The organism is Streptacidiphilus jeojiensis (assembly GCF_042510965.1).
In the GTDB taxonomy this organism is placed as follows: domain Bacteria; phylum Actinomycetota; class Actinomycetes; order Streptomycetales; family Streptomycetaceae; genus Streptacidiphilus; species Streptacidiphilus jeojiensis.
Genome location: NZ_JBEUKS010000004.1, coordinates 278,371 through 295,841, shown reverse-complemented (window position 1 = coordinate 295,841; position 17,471 = coordinate 278,371). Strand labels below are relative to the sequence as shown.

The 17,471-nt window shown below is 71.0% G+C and carries 14 protein-coding genes; 10 read left to right on the top strand and 4 right to left on the bottom strand.

The annotated features are described in order from the left end of the window. Positions 1 to 74 precede the first annotated feature (74 nt). Together ABUW04_RS13690 and ABUW04_RS13685 are read left to right on the top strand one after the other, a co-directional pair. Positions 75 to 1,427, top strand: coding sequence for an MFS transporter (locus tag ABUW04_RS13690; RefSeq protein WP_232242165.1), 1,353 nt, complete (start codon positions 75 to 77; stop codon positions 1,425 to 1,427). A gap of 115 nt (positions 1,428 to 1,542) precedes the next feature. Next, positions 1,543 to 2,316 carry a hypothetical protein gene (locus ABUW04_RS13685; RefSeq protein WP_380564727.1) on the top strand — a complete coding sequence of 258 codons (774 nt, stop codon included), beginning with the start codon at positions 1,543 to 1,545 and terminating at the stop codon, positions 2,314 to 2,316. A gap of 19 nt (positions 2,317 to 2,335) precedes the next feature. Here ABUW04_RS13685 and ABUW04_RS13680 read toward each other — a convergent pair whose 3' ends face one another. From ABUW04_RS13680 to ABUW04_RS13670, 3 genes are all read right to left on the bottom strand, one after another. Further along, a complete protein-coding gene (locus ABUW04_RS13680) occupies positions 2,336 to 2,701 on the bottom strand; it encodes a hypothetical protein (RefSeq protein WP_380564726.1) in 366 nt (121 codons plus the stop codon). A gap of 83 nt (positions 2,702 to 2,784) precedes the next feature. Continuing rightward, on the bottom strand, positions 2,785 to 3,027 hold the full coding sequence (locus ABUW04_RS13675) for a hypothetical protein (RefSeq protein WP_380564725.1): 243 nt from the start codon (positions 3,025 to 3,027) through the stop codon (positions 2,785 to 2,787). Between the two features lie 152 nt (positions 3,028 to 3,179). Beyond that, entirely contained in the window at positions 3,180 to 4,592 is a 1,413-nt protein-coding gene (locus tag ABUW04_RS13670) for a CCA tRNA nucleotidyltransferase (protein WP_380565037.1), read from the bottom strand. A 356-nt stretch (positions 4,593 to 4,948) separates the two neighbouring features. Here ABUW04_RS13670 and ABUW04_RS13665 point away from each other — a divergent pair, with 356 nt between their 5' ends. The 8 genes from ABUW04_RS13665 to ABUW04_RS13630 all read left to right on the top strand — a co-directional run bounded on the left by ABUW04_RS13665 (position 4,949) and on the right by ABUW04_RS13630 (position 16,712). After that, positions 4,949 to 7,411 (top strand): DUF6049 family protein, encoded by a 2,463-nt coding sequence (locus ABUW04_RS13665; protein ID WP_380564724.1) that lies wholly within the window; start codon positions 4,949 to 4,951, stop codon positions 7,409 to 7,411. A gap of 92 nt (positions 7,412 to 7,503) precedes the next feature. Beyond that, complete coding sequence (gene murJ, locus ABUW04_RS13660; protein ID WP_380564723.1) at positions 7,504 to 9,981, top strand: murein biosynthesis integral membrane protein MurJ; 2,478 nt, start codon at positions 7,504 to 7,506, stop codon at positions 9,979 to 9,981. A 349-nt stretch (positions 9,982 to 10,330) separates the two neighbouring features. Continuing rightward, positions 10,331 to 12,073 carry a protein kinase family protein gene (locus ABUW04_RS13655; RefSeq protein ID WP_380565035.1) on the top strand — a complete coding sequence of 581 codons (1,743 nt, stop codon included), beginning with the start codon at positions 10,331 to 10,333 and terminating at the stop codon, positions 12,071 to 12,073. A 72-nt stretch (positions 12,074 to 12,145) separates the two neighbouring features. Beyond that, complete coding sequence (gene sigM / locus ABUW04_RS13650; RefSeq protein ID WP_380564722.1) at positions 12,146 to 12,898, top strand: RNA polymerase sigma factor SigM; 753 nt, start codon at positions 12,146 to 12,148, stop codon at positions 12,896 to 12,898. After that, positions 12,895 to 13,863, top strand: a complete 969-nt coding sequence (locus tag ABUW04_RS13645; RefSeq protein WP_380564721.1) for an anti-sigma factor family protein — start codon at positions 12,895 to 12,897, stop codon at positions 13,861 to 13,863. The genes sigM and ABUW04_RS13645 overlap by 4 nt, the downstream gene beginning before the upstream one ends. Before the next feature lie 101 nt (positions 13,864 to 13,964). Then, positions 13,965 to 14,927 carry a thioredoxin-disulfide reductase gene (gene trxB / locus ABUW04_RS13640; protein ID WP_380564720.1) on the top strand — a complete coding sequence of 321 codons (963 nt, stop codon included), beginning with the start codon at positions 13,965 to 13,967 and terminating at the stop codon, positions 14,925 to 14,927. Positions 14,928 to 15,001: 74 nt separating this feature from the next. Further along, positions 15,002 to 15,331, top strand: coding sequence for a thioredoxin (gene trxA, locus ABUW04_RS13635; protein WP_030254698.1), 330 nt, complete (start codon positions 15,002 to 15,004; stop codon positions 15,329 to 15,331). 205 nt (positions 15,332 to 15,536) lie between these two features. Next, on the top strand, positions 15,537 to 16,712 hold the full coding sequence (locus tag ABUW04_RS13630; RefSeq protein ID WP_380564719.1) for an N-acetylmuramoyl-L-alanine amidase: 1,176 nt from the start codon (positions 15,537 to 15,539) through the stop codon (positions 16,710 to 16,712). Positions 16,713 to 16,778: 66 nt separating this feature from the next. On the opposite strand, the gene ABUW04_RS13625 is transcribed toward ABUW04_RS13630, so the two are convergent. Further along, the gene (locus tag ABUW04_RS13625) at positions 16,779 to 17,396 is read right to left on the bottom strand and encodes a GNAT family N-acetyltransferase (RefSeq protein WP_030254693.1); all 618 of its coding nucleotides are present in this window, start codon (positions 17,394 to 17,396) and stop codon (positions 16,779 to 16,781) included. Positions 17,397 to 17,471 lie beyond the last annotated feature (75 nt).

Here is a 17,471-nt window from a genome sequence, read left to right as displayed (position 1 = left end):
TCACGTGAAACGAGAGGACCGCCCGCAGGCGTTTGGGCATGCACATCTCCGCTGCGACGTGGCACGCTGTGCAGGTGTCGATCACCCGCGGTGCGCCCGCCCCCCAGGGCCGCGCCGCGGCCCTGCTGCGACTGCCCGACTTCCGCCGACTGCTGCGCACCCGGCTGCTCTCCCAGCTCACCGACGGCGTCTTCCAGGTGTCGCTGGCGTCCTATGTCGTCTTCTCCCCGGAACGCCAGCCCACCCCGGGCGCCATCGCCTCCGCCTTCGCGGTGATGCTGCTGCCGTTCTGCGTCGTCGGCCCCTTCGCCGGGCCGCTGCTGGACCGCTGGCGGCGGCGTCAGATCCTGCTCTACGGAAACCTGGTCCGGCTGCTGCTCTGCCTGGGCACCGCCCTGCTGGTGCTGCTGCGGGTCCCCACCCCGGTCTTCTTCGCCGCCGCCCTGCTGGTCACCGGTGCCAACCGGTTCGTCCTGGCCGGCCTCTCGGCCGCACTGCCCCAGGTCGTCCCGGCCGCGCTGCTCATCGGGGCCAATGCGATCGCACCCACCCTGGGCACGGTGGCCACCACCATCGGCGGCGGATCCGGATTCCTGGTGCGGCTGGTCCTGCCCGGCGGCCCCGAGGCCAACGCCGCCCTGCTGGTACTGGCGGCACTGGGCTACGGCAGCGCCGCCCTGGCCGCCGCCACCATGGCACCGGACCTGCTCGGCCCGCAGCAGCCGGACCCGGACCGGGCCCGGGAGCCGCTGGCGACGGTGGTGGCCGCCACCGGGCGCGGACTGCTCGCCGGGCTGCGCCACCTGGTGCGCGACTGCCGCCCGGCCGCCTGGGCCCTGGCCGCCGTCACGGTCTGCCGCTTCTGCTACGGACTGCTGCTGGTCCTGCTGCTGATGCTGTGCCGCAACACCTTCGCCTCCCCCGACGACCAGGCGGCCGGCATCCGCTGGCTGGGCCTGGCCCTGGCCGCCTCCGCCGTCGGGTTCTTCGCCGCCGCGGTGCTGACGCCCTGGGCGACCCGGCGGATCGGGGTGTCCCAGTGGCTGGTCGGCTGCGCGGCGGCGGCCGCGGTGCTCACCCCGGTGCTGGGGCTGTCCTTCGCCCCGGCCCCGATCATGACCGCCGCCTTCCTGCTGGGGCTGGTCTCCCAGGGCATCAAGATCAGTACCGACACCGTGGTGCAGACCGTGGTGGAGGACGACTACCGCGGCCGGGTCTTCGCCGTGTACGACGTGCTGTTCAACGCCTCGCTGGTGGCCGCCGCCACCGCGGCCGCCCTCGTGATGCCATCGAGCGGCCGCTCAGTGGCGGTGGTGCTGGGCTCCGCCGCGCTCTACGCCGCCACCGCCGTGGGGTACGGACTGACGCTGCGCCACAAACCGCCCGTTTCGCCATGTCTGGGGACACCGGTGGCTTCTGACAGATGACCAGGGCCCCGACGGCGCTGTGGATTCGCACGCTCGTGTCCCATGGACCGCGCCGTACGGATAGCGTGCCAACGTTCCCTCCCGTACCTGTCAGCCCCCTCCTCAGAGGATCCCTATGTCCACCCCGCCTCCGCCCATGCCGGGCAACCCCTACGCCCCGCAGCCGCCACAGGCGCCCCAGCAGCCCAACCCCTACGGCGGCGGCCCCGGCGTCGTCCCCCCGCAGCAGGGCTACGCACCGCCGCCCCAGGGCTACGCACCGCCGCAGGGGTACGCGCCGCCCCAGGGTTATGCGCCGCCCCAGGGCCAGGGCTACGCGCCGCCCCAGGGCTACGCGCCACCCGCGCAAGGCTACGCCGCACCGCCCCAGCAGGGCTACCCGGCCGCGCCGCCGCAGGGCTACCCGCAACCGCAGCAGGGCTACGCGCCGCCCCAGCAGTCCCCCTACGGCGGTCCGGGCCCGGGTCAGGTCCCGCAGCAGTACGACCCCAACGCGCCGACCTGCCGCTTCTGCGGCGGCTTCCCCGCCGCCGCGGTCACCTTCCACGGCCACCGGGGCATGATCATCTACATGCAGTTCCTGAAGAGCCGGGGTCCGTTCTGCCGCACCTGCGGCACCGCGGTGATGCGGGACATGTCCGCCAGGACCCTGGTCCGCGGCTGGTGGGGCTACAGCTCCTGGCTCTTCAGCTGCATCGTGCTGATCCGCAACGCCATCGGCTTCAACAAGATCAAGGCGCTGCCGGAGGCGGCCCCCGCGCCCGGCGCCCAGCAACTGGACCCGGGGCTGCCGCTGTTGAAGCGCCCGCAGGCGCTGGGTCTGCTGGTGCCGGCCGCCCTGGTGCTGCTGATCCTGGTGGTCCTGATCGGGAGCGCCGCCGGCGGCTGACGGCCGGCCGCGGACCGGGTCACGGCTGGTCCCCGTCGCCGGGATCCGCCGGTTCCACCCCGTGCACCAGGTGGAACCGGCGCGGCAGCAGTGCCGAGCCGTCCTCGTCCACGATCATCAGCTCCAACTGCTCCAGCCGGCAGCGGACCTCACCCAGCGTCACCTCCTGCGTCCCGGCCTGCTCCAGCAGCGCGTTCAGCAGCGGCACCACGGTGCTGCCGATCACCGCCCGCAGCGCCGTCGAGGCGACCTCGACCGGGTCGGGATCAACGCCGCCCGGCTGCGGCCGCAGCGGGTTGTCGACCGGGAGGAAGCGCGCCCCGGCCTCCAGGTCCAGCAGCCGCGAGCGCACCTGCCGGGCGATGTCGCTCTCCCTGAGCAGCATCGCGGCGCAGAGCACCGTGCGCCGGTTGAACAGCGCCAGTTGCCGGGCCCTGGACTGGATTCCGCTGGCATTCTTGAACGCGGTCAGCGGGGCCCGGTCAGCACCTGATATCCGTACGCCTCCAATTCCTCGCGATGGTCCAGCACCAGCGAGTGGACGGCCCTGATCGGCACCGCGAAATAGTCGGCGACGGCCTCGGTGAGCAGGTGCAGGCCATTGGGCAGGGTGAGCCCGCTCAGCGGTTTGACCCGCTCCAGGGCTTCGATCCGTCCGGCGAGCGCGGCGCGCATGGTCCGTGATTCCAACAGGACGTCATCGCCCGTCATCGCATTCCCTCCGTTTCCGGGAGGTTCCGCGCCTCCCCGAAACGGAGTAACGAGAATGAGGCATGACAGTTACATCGCCCATGAATCCTGGATTATCGGCGACGCATTTGTTGTTGGTATCAATTCTGTTTTCCGGCGGGAAAGAAAAACCGCTACCTCTCCCGGTCCGCCCACCATGCGCGCAGCGCCGCCTCCGCCGCCTCCGGCCCCATCGGGCCGTTCTCCAGCCGCAGTTCCAGCAGGAAGTCGTAGGCAGCGCCGACGTCCCGGCCCTGCACGCCCAAGATCGCCATGATCTCGTGGCCGTTGAGGTCCGGTCGGATCGCGCCCAGCTCCTCCTTCTCCTGGAGCTCGGCGATGCGCTGCTCCAGTCCGTCGTAGGAGCGCGAGAGCGCCGCCGCCTTCTTCCTGTTGCGGGTGGTGCAGTCGGAGCGGGTCAGCTTGTGCAGCCGGGAGAGCAGCGGCCCGGCGTCCCGGACGTAGCGGCGCACCGCCGAGTCGGTCCACTCGCCGCTGCCGTAGCCGTGGAACCGCAGGTGCAGCTCCACCAGCCGGGAGACGTCGGCGATCAGCTCGTTGGAGTACTTGAGCTCGCGCAGCCGCTTCTTGGTCATCTTCGCGCCGACCAGCTCGTGGTGGTGGAAGGAGACCCCGCCGCCGTCCTCGAAGCGCCGGGTCCGCGGCTTGCCGATGTCGTGCAGCAGCGCGGCCAGACGCAGCGTCAGGTCCGGCCCCTCGTCCTCCAGCGCGATGGCCTGCTCCAGCACCGTCAGCGAGTGGTCGTAGACGTCCTTGTGGCGGTGGTGCTCGTCGCGTTCCAGCCGCAGCGCCGGCAGTTCCGGCAGCACCCGCTCGGCGAGTCCGGTGTCGACCAGCAGCAGCAGGCCCTTGCGCGGGTGCGCCGACAGCAGCAGCTTGTTGAGCTCGGCCTGGACCCGCTCCGCGGAGACGATGTCGATCCGCTCCGCCATCTCCGTCATCGCCGTGACCACCTCGGGGGCGACCTCGAAGTCCAGCTGCGCGGCGAAGCGGGCGGCTCGCAGCATCCGCAGCGGGTCGTCGGAGAACGACGCCTCGGGGGTGCCCGGGGTGCGCAGCAGCTTCGCCGCCAGGTCGTCCAGGCCGTGGTGCGGATCGATGAAGGCGAGCTCCGGCAGTGCCACCGCCATGGCGTTCACCGTGAAGTCCCGGCGGACCAGGTCCTCCTCGATGGTGTCGCCGTAGGAGACCTCGGGCTTGCGCGAGTCCCGGTCGTAGGCCTCGGAGCGGTAGGTGGTGATCTCGATCTGGAAGTCGAACAGCTCCCCGTGCTCCGGGTCGGCGGTCGGCCGGGCCTTCTTGCGGGCGCCCACGGTGCCGAAGGCGATGCCGACGTCCCAGATCGCGTCCGCCCACGGCTTCAGCAGCGCCAGGATCTGCTCCGGGCGGGCGTCGGTGGTGAAGTCCAGGTCGTTGCCGAGCCTGCCCAGCAGCGCGTCCCGCACCGATCCGCCGACCAGTGCCAGCCGGAAGCCGGCCCGCTGGAAACGGCGCCCCAGCTCCTCGGCCACCGGGTAGGCGCCCAGGACCTCGCTGACGGCGGAGAGCTGGACGGAGCTGAGCTGAACGGAGCTGAGCTCCGCGGCGGGAGCGCTCTGGGCAACACCGCCCTGAAGCTCGGCATCCGGGGGAGAATCGCTGGGATCATTGTCGTACGGCACGACAGACAAGGGTACGTGCCGTGACGCACCGGCCGCGCCTCGTTATAGCTCGTAGGACTCGTAGCAGGCGTCGGCCGTCCGGGCGCGCCCGGACGATCCTGCTGCACCCGTTGCCAGGCAACGTCGTTACGATGCCGGGGGCTGGATGGCGTCCCCGGAGCGGGCACCGGCGGCAGCGGCCGAGACACCGTAAGCGACGAGAACGGCGAGGGCGCGTGGACGTGGCGGCACGGCAGGCGGAGCGCGGCTACGGTCGGCGCAGGGGCACTGGCCACGGCGGGGCACGTCTGCGTCGGGCACGCCGGGCGGGCGCGGTGGCACTGGCCTCGGGGCTGGTGCTCGGCACCGGCACCACCCTGGCACCCGCCGCCGCCTTCGCGGTGCAGACCGGGTACACCGTCAGCGACGTCCACACCATCGGGTCCGGAGCGGTCCGTACCGCAGCCACCAGCAGCGCCCCCGAGGCGACCGGAGGCAGCGCGGCCCAGGTCACGCTCGACTCGATCAACCCCCAGGTGCCCCAGGCCAACGGCTCGGTCACGCTGACCGGCACGGTCACCAACCGGGGCAGCACCACGATCAGCTCCCTGCATGTCGGGGTGTGGGCGGACACCCAGGCGCTGCTGAACCGCTCGGCGATCGCCGCGGTGGCCGCGCTCACCGGCCCCAGCGACCAGGACCCGGCGGAGCTGGACCAGAGCGGTCTGCAGCCCAAGCTGGGCACGCTGGCGCCGGGCGCCACCAGCGCCCCGTTCACCCTGACCGTGAAGATCAGCGACCTCGGGATCAGCCCCGGAGCCGTGTACGAGCTGGCGGTGGACGCTCAGGGCAGCACCTCGGGCTCCTCGGTGCACCCGCTCGGCGTCGCCCGTACCTACCTGCCGCTCTACGACTCGACCACCGCCGCCCAGCCCACGAAGATCGCCACGCTGTGGCCGATCGTGGCGACGCCCCGGGTGCAGCCGCAGACCTACAGCGACTCCAAGGCATCGGACCAGGCGGTGCTCAGCGACGACACCCTGGCCGACGACCTGGGCGCGGACGGGCGGCTGGGCCAGCTCCAGTCCCGCGGTGCCAGCATCTCCGCCCTCAAGCCGACCTGGGTGATCGACCCGGACCTGATCACCAGCGTGCTGGACATGGAGTCGGACTACCAGGTCGCCGGCTCGGACGGCGACGCCAAGGGCGCCACCGCGTCCTGCCACTGCACCACGGCCGGTACCGGCCAGGCCGCCGCCAAGAGCTGGCTCACCGCCCTGCAGGGGGACCTGTCCGGTCTCAGCAGCCAGCAGGTGCTCTCGCTGCCCGCCGCCGACCCCGACCTGGCCTCCATCGCGCACAACGGCGGCAACTCCCAGTCGCTCAAGGACACCCTGAAGGTCGCCACCAGCGACCTCGGCCAGGTCGGTCTGAACCCGCTCCAGGTGAGCGCCTCCCACACGGTGGCCTGGCCCTACCAGGGCTACATCGACACCTCGGTGGTCTCGCTGGCCCGCAGCATCGGCAGCACCCAGATCATCGCGGACAGCAGCAGCCTGCCCGACTCCCGGAGCCTGACCTACACCCCCAACGCCGCGCGCTCGCTGGGCAACGGCACCACGGCCGTGGTCGCCGACTCCACCATCGACAGCATCTTCGCCGGCGACCTGTCCACGCAGAGCGCCCAGGCGCTCGCCGAACAGCGCTTCCTGGCCGAGACCCTGGCGATCACCCTGGAACAGCCGAACAACCAGCGCAGCATCCTGGTCATGCCGCCGCGCGACATGACGGCGAGCACCGCGCAGACCCTGGCGAACTCGCTGTCCGCGGCGGTGAGCGCCAAGTGGGCCAAGGCGGCCAGCTACGGCGAGGTCGCCTCGGCGACGCCGACCCCGCACGCGGGCAGCACCGTGCGTCCGGTCTCCGACTACCCGTCCGCCGCCAGGAAGAACGAGCTCAGCAATGACGAGCTGAACGCGGTGACGAACACTCAGGACCGGCTGACCGACCTCGGCAAGATCATGTCGAACCCGGCGCCGATCCGCACCGCCTTCAGCTCCGCGGTGCTGCGGTCGGTCTCCACCCAGTGGCGCGACCAGGCGGACAAGGGCACGGCCTACCGGCAGAACGCGACCGACTACCTGAACAACCTGTACGGCGCGGTCTCGATCCTGCCGAAGCCCAACAACTCGATCACCCTGTCCGGCAGCGGCTCGGCCACCATCCCCATCACGGTCCAGAACGACCTGCCGCAACCGGTCCTCAATCTGGAGGTCGAGCTCACCTCCTCCAGTCCGACCCGGCTGAGCCTGGACAAGACGACGCCCGGCTTCAAGCTGATGGCCGTGCGCGCCAACGGCGACACCGTGGAGACCCTCAGGTTCTCGGTGAAGGCCACCGCCAACGGACCGGTCGAGATGACCGCCCAGCTCTTCACCACGGCCGACCAGAAGGCGTACGGCAGCCCGGTCGCGTTCACCGTCAACATCAAACAGCTCCGCAACGGCGTCATCGCCGTCGTGGCGGGCGGGGTGCTGCTGGTGCTGCTGGCGGGGGTCCGGCTGTACTCCAAGCGTAAGCACGCCCAGGTCGGGGCAGACACCGACGAGGACAGCGGTGCCGGGGACGAGGAGGCCGGCGCCGACCGGGACGGCGACGGCGCGCCCGAGAAAGGCGCACGTCAGGATCAGAAAAACACAACCTGAAACACTGGCTGTGAGCCACCGGATGAGAGGGTGGACCCCGTGGACGGCCGAGTGACCCCCGGCCGCCGTGTCCAAGGATCCGGAGAGGTGGCATGAGCGCGCCGCGTGACGGCAGAACCCAGCAGGGACGCGGTGGACGCGGCCCCAACCGAGGTACGCCCCCCGCCGCCCCCGGCCAGGACCCCCGGAGCCAGGGGGCCGCCGACCCGTACCTGGACGAGACCTACGCACGCGACCCCTATGCCCAGGATCCTTACGCCCAGGACCCCTACGGGCAGGATCCTTACGCCCAGGACCCGTACGGACAGGACCCCTACCCGCAGAACCAGCAGGCCTATCCGCAGCAGCAGGCGTACCAGCAGGCCCCGCAGGGCCAGCAGCCCCAGCAGGCCGGATACGACCAGCAGCAGTACGCCCAGCCCCCGTATCCGCAGCAGCCCTACCCCGAGCAGCCCCAGCAGGGACAGGGCTACCCGGTCCAGGCCCCGCCCGGCTACCAGCAGCAGGGATACGGCGCGCCGCAGTACGAGCAGCCGTACCAGCAGGAACAGCAGCCCCACCCGCAGCAACAGCCGTACGGCGGCCCCGCCGCCCCCGACGGGGTGACCGTCCCGGGCTTCGGGCCGCCCCAGGGCTTCTCCCAGGCTTACGGCCAGTCCGTGCCGCAGCCCGCCCAGCCGCCCTCGGCCGAGGTCGGCGTCGACGAGCTGCTCACCCACGCCACCCGCAGCAAGCAGGACAGCAGCAATCAAGACGCCGACCCCTACGCCTATCTCTTCCGCGAGAGCGACCAGGCCTCCTACGCCCCCGGCTGGTACGGCGAGGCCGGCGGCGGCGACGCCGAGGCGACCGGCACCATTCCGCTGCTGCGCTTCAACCCCATGGCCCCGCCGCCGCCCAGCGCCGTCGCCGGCATGCCCGAAACCCCGCCCGACGGGAAGCAGGGCAAGAGCGGCGGCATCCTCGGCTCCAGCGCCATCATGGCGGCCGGCACCCTGGTCTCCCGCGGCACCGGCTTCGTCCGCACCATGATCATCACCTTCGCCATCGGCGTCGGTGCCATGGGCGACTCCTACAACGTCGCCAACACCCTCCCCACCCTGCTGTACATCCTGGTCGGCGGCGGCGCGCTGAACGCCGTGTTCGTCCCGCAGCTGGTCCGCAGCATGAAGAACGACGAGGACGGCGGCGAGGCCTACGCCAACCGGCTGCTCACCCTGATCGTGGTCGGACTCGGCGGGGTGGTCTTCGTCACCGTGCTGGCCGCACCGCTGCTGGTGCGGCTGGTCTCCGCGTCGATCATGAGGGATCCGCAGAGCGCCGAGGTGACGGTCGCCCTCGCCCGCTACTGCCTGCCCACCATCTTCTTCATGGGCGTCCATGTGGTGATGGGTCAGATCCTGAACGCCCGGGGCCGGTTCGGCGCGATGATGTGGACCCCGGTCCTCAACAACGTCGTGGTCATCTTCACCTTCGGCATGTACGCCTGGGTGTACGGCTCGTTCAACAAGACCGGCGTCACCCCGCACAGCATCTCGCCCGAGGGCGTACGGCTGCTGGGCATCGGCACCCTGCTCGGCCTCGTGGTCCAGTCCCTGTCGATGATCCCCTACCTGCGGGCCGCGGGCTTCAAGTTCCGGCCCCGCTTCGACTGGCGCGGCCACGGACTGGGTCACGCCGCGAAGCTGGCCAAGTGGACCTTCCTGTTCGTGCTGGCCAACCAGGCGGGCTACCTGGTGGTCACCCAGCTGGCGACCGCGGCCGGCAACGCCTCGGGCCGCAACGGTGCGGGTCTGTCCGCCTACTCCAACGCCCTGCTGATCTGGCAGCTGCCGCAGGCCGTGATCACGGTCTCGGTGATGAGCGCGGTGCTGCCCAGGATCTCCCGGGCCGCCGCCGACGGCCAGGCAGCCTCCGTCCGTGACGACCTCTCCTACGGGCTGCGCACCTCGGCGGTGGCCATCGTGCCGGCCGCCTTCCTGTTCCTCGCCCTGGGCCCGGTCATCGGTTCGGTGCTCTACGGCTTCGGCAACTCCTCCCAGGGCACCTCCGTCGGCTGGATGCTCTCCGCCTTCGCACTCGGGCTGATCCCCTACTCGGCCCAGTACGTCCTGCTGCGCGGCTTCTACGCCTACGAGGACACCAGGACGCCCTTCTACAACACCGTCTGGGTCGCCGCGAGCAACGCCCTGCTCTCCGGCTTCTGCTACCTGGTGCTGCCCTCGGACTGGGCGGTGACCGGCATGGCCTTCGCCTACGGCTTCTCCTACCTGGTCGGGCTGCTGGTCGCACTGCCCCGGCTGAAGCGCCGCATCGGCGACCTGGACGGCCCCCGGTGCAAGCGCACCTACGGACGGCTGATCGGCGCCAGCATCATCCCGGCCGCGATCGGCTTCACCGTCTCCACGCTGATCGTCGACTCGCTCGGCGGGGGCCTGCTGCCGGACATCGCCGCCCTGGTGGTCGGCGCAGGCCTGCAGATCGGACTGTTCGTCGTGATCGCCCAGCGGATGCGCATCGAGGAACTGACCGCCCTCGTCGGCATGGTGCGCTCGAAACTGGGCCGCTGACACCGACTCGCCTTCTTTTGGCGAAGAGGGCACCTCCCCGGGGCAACCTCCGAGGGGGATCGTGGGTCGTAGTCGGGTAGCGGGCATTGGCACAATTGACCGCGGCCCGGGATGATCGAGGCCACAGCACAGGGGAGGCAGGACGACGGTGGCGGATCGCAGCAAGGCTCCGGTCGAGACGATCGCGGAGAGCAGCGCGGACGCCTGTCCCGCAGAGCCCGCCGCGGAACTGACGGCCGAACTCACCGCGGAGGAGATCGCCGGCGAACTCCGCGCTGACGAGGAGTCACCCGCGCGGGAGCAGCAGGAGGCTGTCCCCGACACCCCGGTCGACGACGCCACCGTCGCGATCGCCCCGAAAGCCCCGCAGAGCCCGGAACGGCCGGCAGTCCCGGAGGACGGCGACAGCCCCACCGAGCCGGTCGAAACCACAGAATCCGCCAAACCTGCCGATGCCGTTGAACCGGTCGAGCCGGACGAACCCGCCGAGCCGGTCGAGCCCGCCGCGGCCCCGCTGCTGCCGGCCCCGGTCCGCCACAGCGGCGACCGCATCGCCGACCGCTACCGGCTGGAGGAATGCCTCACCCAGGCCGGGGTCTTCACCAGTTGGCGCGCCGTCGACGAGAAGCTGCGCCGCGCCGTGGGCATCCATCTGCTCGCCTCGGGCCACCAGCGCTCCAAGGACGCCGTCGCCGCCGCCCGGCAAGCCGCCCTGCTCGGCGACCCGCGATTCGTCCAGGTCCTCGACGCGGTCGAGGAGGGCGAACTGGTCTACATCATCCGCGAATGGCTCCCGGACGCCACCGACCTCGGCACCCTGCTCGCCGACGGCCCGCTGGAGGCCTACGAGGCCTACCAGATGGTCCGTCAGGTCACCGACGCGCTCGCAGCCGCGCACCGCAAGGGCCTGTCGCACCTCCGGCTCACCCCGTCCTGCGTGCTGCGCAGCGACAGCGGCCAGTACCGGATCAACGGTCTGGCCATGGACGCCGCACTGCACGGGCTCGCATCCGAGGACCGTGCGGCGGCCGAACTCGACGACACCAGGGCCATCGGCGCACTGCTCTTCGCCTCACTCACGCACCGCTGGCCCTACCCGGAGGACCGCCACGGTCTGCAGGGCATTCCCAAGGCCGTCGGCGTCGTCCCGCCGGAACAGGTCAAGGCCGGCGTCCACCGGGGCCTCTCCGACCTGTGCTCCCGGATCCTGTGCGAGACCCCGGTCCGTCACCTGGAGCCGCTGACCTCGCCTCAGGAGCTCGCCAGGGCGATCGGCCAGCTCCCCAGGATCAAGCAGCCCGAGCCGGAACCGCTGGTGCTGCCCGAGTACCCGACCACCACCTATCCGCGTCGGGACCAGGGCACCACCGTGCCCCTGCCGCCGAGGCGTGCCCCGGCACCGCTGCCGCCCACCCCGCCGCCGGCGCTGCCCGGACGCACCGGGAAGGCGCTGAAGTGGGGCATCTCCCTGGTCCTGCTGGCCGCCGTCGGCCTCGGCAGCTGGGGGACGGCCCAGGCCCTGATGGACAAGCCCGACTCCGGCAGCAGCCAGCTCCCGGTCACCGCCGGGGTCGGCGGGGCCACCTCCGCCTCGCCGCAGACGTCTGCCTCGGCACAGCACCTGCTGAAGATCAGCGGTGCGTCCGAGTTCTCCCCGCTCGGCCCGCCGATACAGGCCGACCAGGTGCCACTGGCCATAGACGGCAAGACCAACACGGCCTGGATCACCTCGGAGTACCAGAACTACGCGAACTTCGGGAACCTCAGCAGCCGCGCCGACGGCAGTGGCATCGTCGTGGACCTCGGCAGCGTCCAGAGCGTCTCCGGCGTCAAGCTCACCCTGCCCGTGGCGGGGCAGAACCTGGAGGTCCTGGCCGCGCCCGCGGACGCCACCAGTGCGCCCACCTCCGCCGGCGCCTTCAGCCAGCGGATCGCCAACCCGAAGGTCGTCGGCACCACCTTCGACAGCCCCCTGCTCGCCACCCCGGTCCGCACCCGCTATGTCCTCATCCACATCACCAGCCTCCCGGCCGAGACCAACAACCCCTCCGCCTACCGTGGCGGGATCTCGGAGATCCAGATCGTCGGATGACAGGACTCGGGCTGACACGATCGGTCCAGGCTGACACTCTGGTGCCCGGTGTCCGAGGGGAGAAGCACACACGTGGCCGGAACGCCGGAGCAGGACAGCGATGCCGAACTGCTGGCACGCCATGTCGAAGGTGATCGCGACGCCTTCGGCGAGCTGGTGCAGCGCCATCGCGACCGGCTCTGGGCGGTCGCGCTGCGCACGCTGGGCGACCGGGAGGAGGCCGCTGACGCCCTCCAGGACGCCCTGGTCTCCGCGTTCCGGTCGGCCCACACCTTCCAGGGGCGGTCGGCGGTCACCACCTGGCTGCACCGGATCGTGGTCAACGCCTGCCTGGACCGGGTGCGCCGCAACGCCAGCCGCCCCACCCGCCCGCTCGACGAGCAGTCCACCCTCGACGACCTGCTGAACCACGGCGAGGGCGCCGACATAGCGGCGGAGCGCAGCGAGCTCCGCCGCGAACTGGGCAGCGCCCTCGCCTCACTCCCGGCCGAGCAGCGTGCGGCCCTGGTCCTGGTCGACGTCCAGGGCTACCCGGTCGCCGAGGCCGCCGCGATCCTCGACGTCCCCGTCGGTACGGTGAAGAGCCGCTGCGCCCGGGGCCGGGCCCGTCTCCTCCCACAGATCGCCCACCTCCGTAGCGGCAATCCGCCCGATGTTTCACGTGAAACAGAGGTCTCCAAGGAGACCGGCGGCACAGTGCTTCGGTACGCCCCTGACGACGGGGGTACCGCGCCACCGCCCCGGGAAGGGAACCCGAACCAGGGACCGGGCGTCCCACTACTGGCCGACCGACGACCCGACGCAGGAGGGGAGCAGCCGACATGAGCCAGACCACACCACCCTTCGGCCTCGACTCCTCCGGTCATCCTCCGGTGGAGGCCATCTCCGACTACCTGGAGGACCTGCTCCCCGCAGAGGCCGCAGCCGAGCTGGGGGAGCACCTCGCGGGCTGCCCCGAGTGCCTGGACACCCACGCGGCCATCGAGGAGATCCGGTCGCTGCTCGGACAGGCCGAACCGGTCCAGCTCCCCGCGGACATCGCCGTCCGCATCGACGCGGCCCTCGCCGCCGAGGCCCTGCTCAGCTCAACCGAGCCGGGCACAGCGGCCGCCGAGACGGCTGCAGCGCCCGTGGCGGCCCCGGCGGCTCCCCTCGGCAACCTCGGCAAGGAGAGCCGCTCCAACGGCTCCCATGGCCCGTCCGGGCCCTCCGGCAGCCGGGGTCCCGGCCGACAGCGGCAACGCGTCCTGACCCCGACCCTGCGCCGGGCGGCGCTGGGTCTGGCGGCGCTCGCCGTCGTCGGCGGTGTCACCGCCTCACTGCTGCAGCTGCACCCCGAGAGCACCTCCAAGGGCTCCGCCTCCTCCGCCGCAGTCCCCGGGGCCGAAGGGGGCAACGCGGTAGCGGGCGCCTCGGGCCCGGTGGCCTTCTCCGACACGGCCTTGACCGAGCAGGTGCAGCAGTTGCTGCTCGACTTCGGAACTACCGAAGCCGGCAACGGATCAGAGCCCGCCAACGGATCAAATGCCAAGACACCGAATAGCTCTACCAGCCGCTACGTGCCGGCCTGCGTCGCCCAGGCAGCTCACCGCAGTGGGGAGCAGCCTCTGGTCGTCACCCAGGGCAGTTACCGGAACACTCCTGTCTTCGCCCTCGTCTACGCCGACGCTCAGGACCCCCAGCAGACCGTGGACGTCTACCTGATCGCATCGTCCTGCACCGCTACCGTCCCGCAGAGTTCTGCTCAGACCGGCCAGGTCCTGCTGCAGCGCACCGTGCCGCGCACCTGAACCCTCGGGAATGCGAGACACTGGGGAACCGTTGAGCGAGGTGGACAGCGACCCGTCCACTCGTCAGCCCAAGGCTTGCGAAGCGATTCAGGAGATGTGCAGTGAGCGACGTCCGCAACGTGATCATCATCGGCTCCGGCCCGGCCGGCTACACAGCCGCGCTCTACACGGCACGTGCCTCGCTGAAGCCCCTGGTGTTCGAGGGTGCGGTGTCCGCGGGCGGCGCACTGATGAACACCACCGAGGTGGAGAACTTCCCCGGTTTCCAGGACGGCATCATGGGCCCGGAGCTGATGGACAACATGCGCGGCCAGGCCGAGCGCTTCGGCGCCGAGCTGATCCCGGACGACATCATCGCGGTCGACCTCAGCGGTGAGATCAAGACCGTCACCGACTCCGAGGGCACGGTGCACCGGGCCAAGGCCGTCATCGTCACCACCGGGTCCCAGCACCGCAAGCTGGGCCTGCCCCGCGAGGACCAGCTGTCCGGTCGCGGCGTCTCCTGGTGCGCCACCTGTGACGGCTTCTTCTTCCGGGACCAGGACATCGTCGTGGTCGGCGGCGGGGACACCGCCATGGAGGAGGCGACCTTCCTGTCGCGCTTCGCCAAGTCGGTCACCGTGGTGCACCGTCGCAGCGAGCTGCGCGCCAGCAAGACCATGCAGGAGCGCGCCTTCGCGGACCCGAAGATCAGCTTCGCCTGGAACAGCGAGGTCGCCGAGATCCACGGCGACGCCAAGCTGAGTGGACTCACCCTGCGGGACACCGTCACCGGCGAACTGCGCGAGCTGCCCGTCACCGGACTGTTCATCGCCGTCGGCCACGACCCGCGCACCGAGCTCTTCAAGGGCCAGCTGGACCTGGACGACGAGGGCTACCTGCGGGTCCAGGCCCCTTCCACGCGCACCAACCTGGAGGGTGTCTTCGGCGCCGGTGACGTCGTCGACCACACCTACCGTCAGGCCATCACCGCGGCCGGTACCGGCTGTGCCGCCGCCCTGGACGCAGAGCGCTACCTGGCCGCCCTCGCCCACGCCGAGAGCAACGCCGCCGTCGCGGTCTGAGCCACCCCCGGGCCAGTCAGCCAAGCCAGTCAGCCAAGCCAATCAGTCATCCCCAGCACACCCAAGGAGCACCCGTGGCCGGCGCCACCATCACCGTGACCGACGAGACCTTCGAGACCGAGGTCCTCAAGAGCGACAAGCCCGTGCTCGTCGACTTCTGGGCCACCTGGTGCGGCCCGTGCCGCCAGGTCGCCCCCGCGCTCGAGGAGATCGCGGCCGAGTACGCGGACAAGATCACCATCGCCAAGCTGGACATCGACGCCAACCCCAATGTCCCCGCGACCTACGGCGTCCTCTCCATCCCGACCATGAACGTGTACCAGGGCGGCGAGGTCGTGAAGACCATCGTCGGCGCCAAGCCCAAGAGCGCCCTGGTTCGCGACCTCGCCGAGTTCCTCGCCTAGGCAGAGCTCCCGCAGATCTGGCAGCAGGTCCGCGAGCATCCGACGCCGGGACCGCCACCACCCCGTGGCAGTCCCGGCGTTCGCATGTTTCACGTGAAACAGTGCGGGTTTTGCAAGGGCCCGAAGGGACTCCCCCGGTAGGCGTGGAAGTACCCCGGACGGCGCGTACGATCATGGGAGCCGATGGGGAGGGGACCCTCACGTCATGACCCAGCAGCAACCAGCGCACACCTTCCAGTGGCGGCTCGGCGACACCGGGCCGGCAGTGGCGGAGATCCGGTTCAAGCTCGGCCTCTTGGGCCTGCTGCCGGCGGTGGACAGCACCGTGGGCGCCCAGCTCGCCTCCGCGGGCTCGCTGTTCGACCCCCTGGTCGACGCAGCCGTGCGCTACTTCCAGCAGCAGCGCGGACTCACCGCGGACGGCATCGTCGGACCTGAGACCTACCGGCACCTCAATGAGGCGCGCTGGCAGCTCGGTGACCGCGTCCTCAGCCATGTCGTCGGCAATCTGCAGGTCGGTGACGACGTCGCCCAGCTCCAGCAGCGACTGCTGGACATGGGCTTCACCCCGGGGCAGGTCGACGGCATCTTCGGCCCCACCACCGCGCAGGCTCTCAGTGAGTTCCAGCGCAATATGGGTCTCTTTGCCGACGGCACGCTGGGCCCGGCCACCTTCACCGTGCTGGCCCGGCTGGCCCGGACCGTGGTCGGCGGCGCCCCCCATGTGATGCGGGAGACCGAGATGCTGCTGCGGTCCGGCGCCTCCCTGCCGGGCAAGGTCATCGTCATCGACCCCGGCCACGGCGGCGAGGACCCCGGGGTCCTCGCGCACGGCCACAGCGAGGCCGCCATCGTCTGGGACATCGCCACCCGGCTGGAGGGCAGGCTCACCGCGCTGGGGGTCCGCACCTATCTCACCCGCAATGCCGAGCACGGCGGCGACGAGGTGCAGCGCGCCCAGTTCGCCAATGCCACCGACGCCAACCTGATGCTCTCGCTCCACCTGGACGGCCACCACAACCCTCAGGCCTCCGGCGCCTCCAGCTACTACTACGGGGACGAGAGCCGCGGCCGCTGGTCCCACACCGGCAAGCAGTTCGCCGGTCTGCTCCAACGCGAGCTGGTCGCCCGCTGCGGTGTCGGCGACAACCGCAGCCACGCCCGCACCTGGACCCTGCTGCGATCCACCCGGATGGCTGCGGTACGCCTGGAGCTCGGCTATCTGACCAACCCCGAGGACGCCATGCGCCTGCTCTCCCCGCAGATGCGCGCACAGGCCGTGGAGGCCATCGCGGTGGCCGTCCAGCGCCTGTACCTCCCCCCGGAGGAGGACGCCCCCACCGGCGTCCTGCACCTGCCGGCCGACATCCGCAGCAGCTGAGCCCCAGCGCCCGTTTCACGTGAAACAACGACGGGGGACCCGGATCGCAGTCCCCCGTCGCAGGGGTCAGAGCGGGCGCAGTGAGGGTTCCTTCTGGACCGCCCCCAGCAACCGCTCCAGCGCCACCTCCATCTCCCCCTTCCAGGAGATGGCCGAGCGCAGCTCCAGCCGCAGCCGGGGATACCGCGGATGCGGACGCACCGTCTTGAAGCCGACCGCCAGCAGATGATCCGCCGGCAGGACGCAGCCCGGGCCGCTCCACCGGGCGTCACCGAACGCCTCTATCGCCTTGAAGCCACGCCGCACCAGATCCTTGGCGACGGCCTGGACCAGCGTCCGTCCGATCCCCTGGCCCTGGTAGTCCGGCAGGATCCGAGCCGTCATCAACTGCACCGCATCGGCCGCCACCGGACTGGTCGGAAAGGCCAGCGAGCGCGGGACATAGGCCGCCGGAGCGTAGAGCACAAAGCCCACCGGAGCGTCATCCACATAGGCGATCCGGCCGCAGGAGCCCCACTCCAGCAGCACCGCCGAGATCCAGGACTCCTTCTCCAGCTCCGCCTGGCCCGCCTTGATCGCGGCCTCCCCGTTCACCGGGTCCAACTCCCAGAAGACGCAGGACCGACAGCTGAGCGGGAGTTCAGCGAGAGAGTCGAGAGTCAGCGGTACCAGCCTGCGTCCCATGCACCACACCTTCGGGCTCGGCGGCTGTCAGCCGCGCCGCATCCTGCTTCCACGATAGGTCCGCCGCGCGCCCCG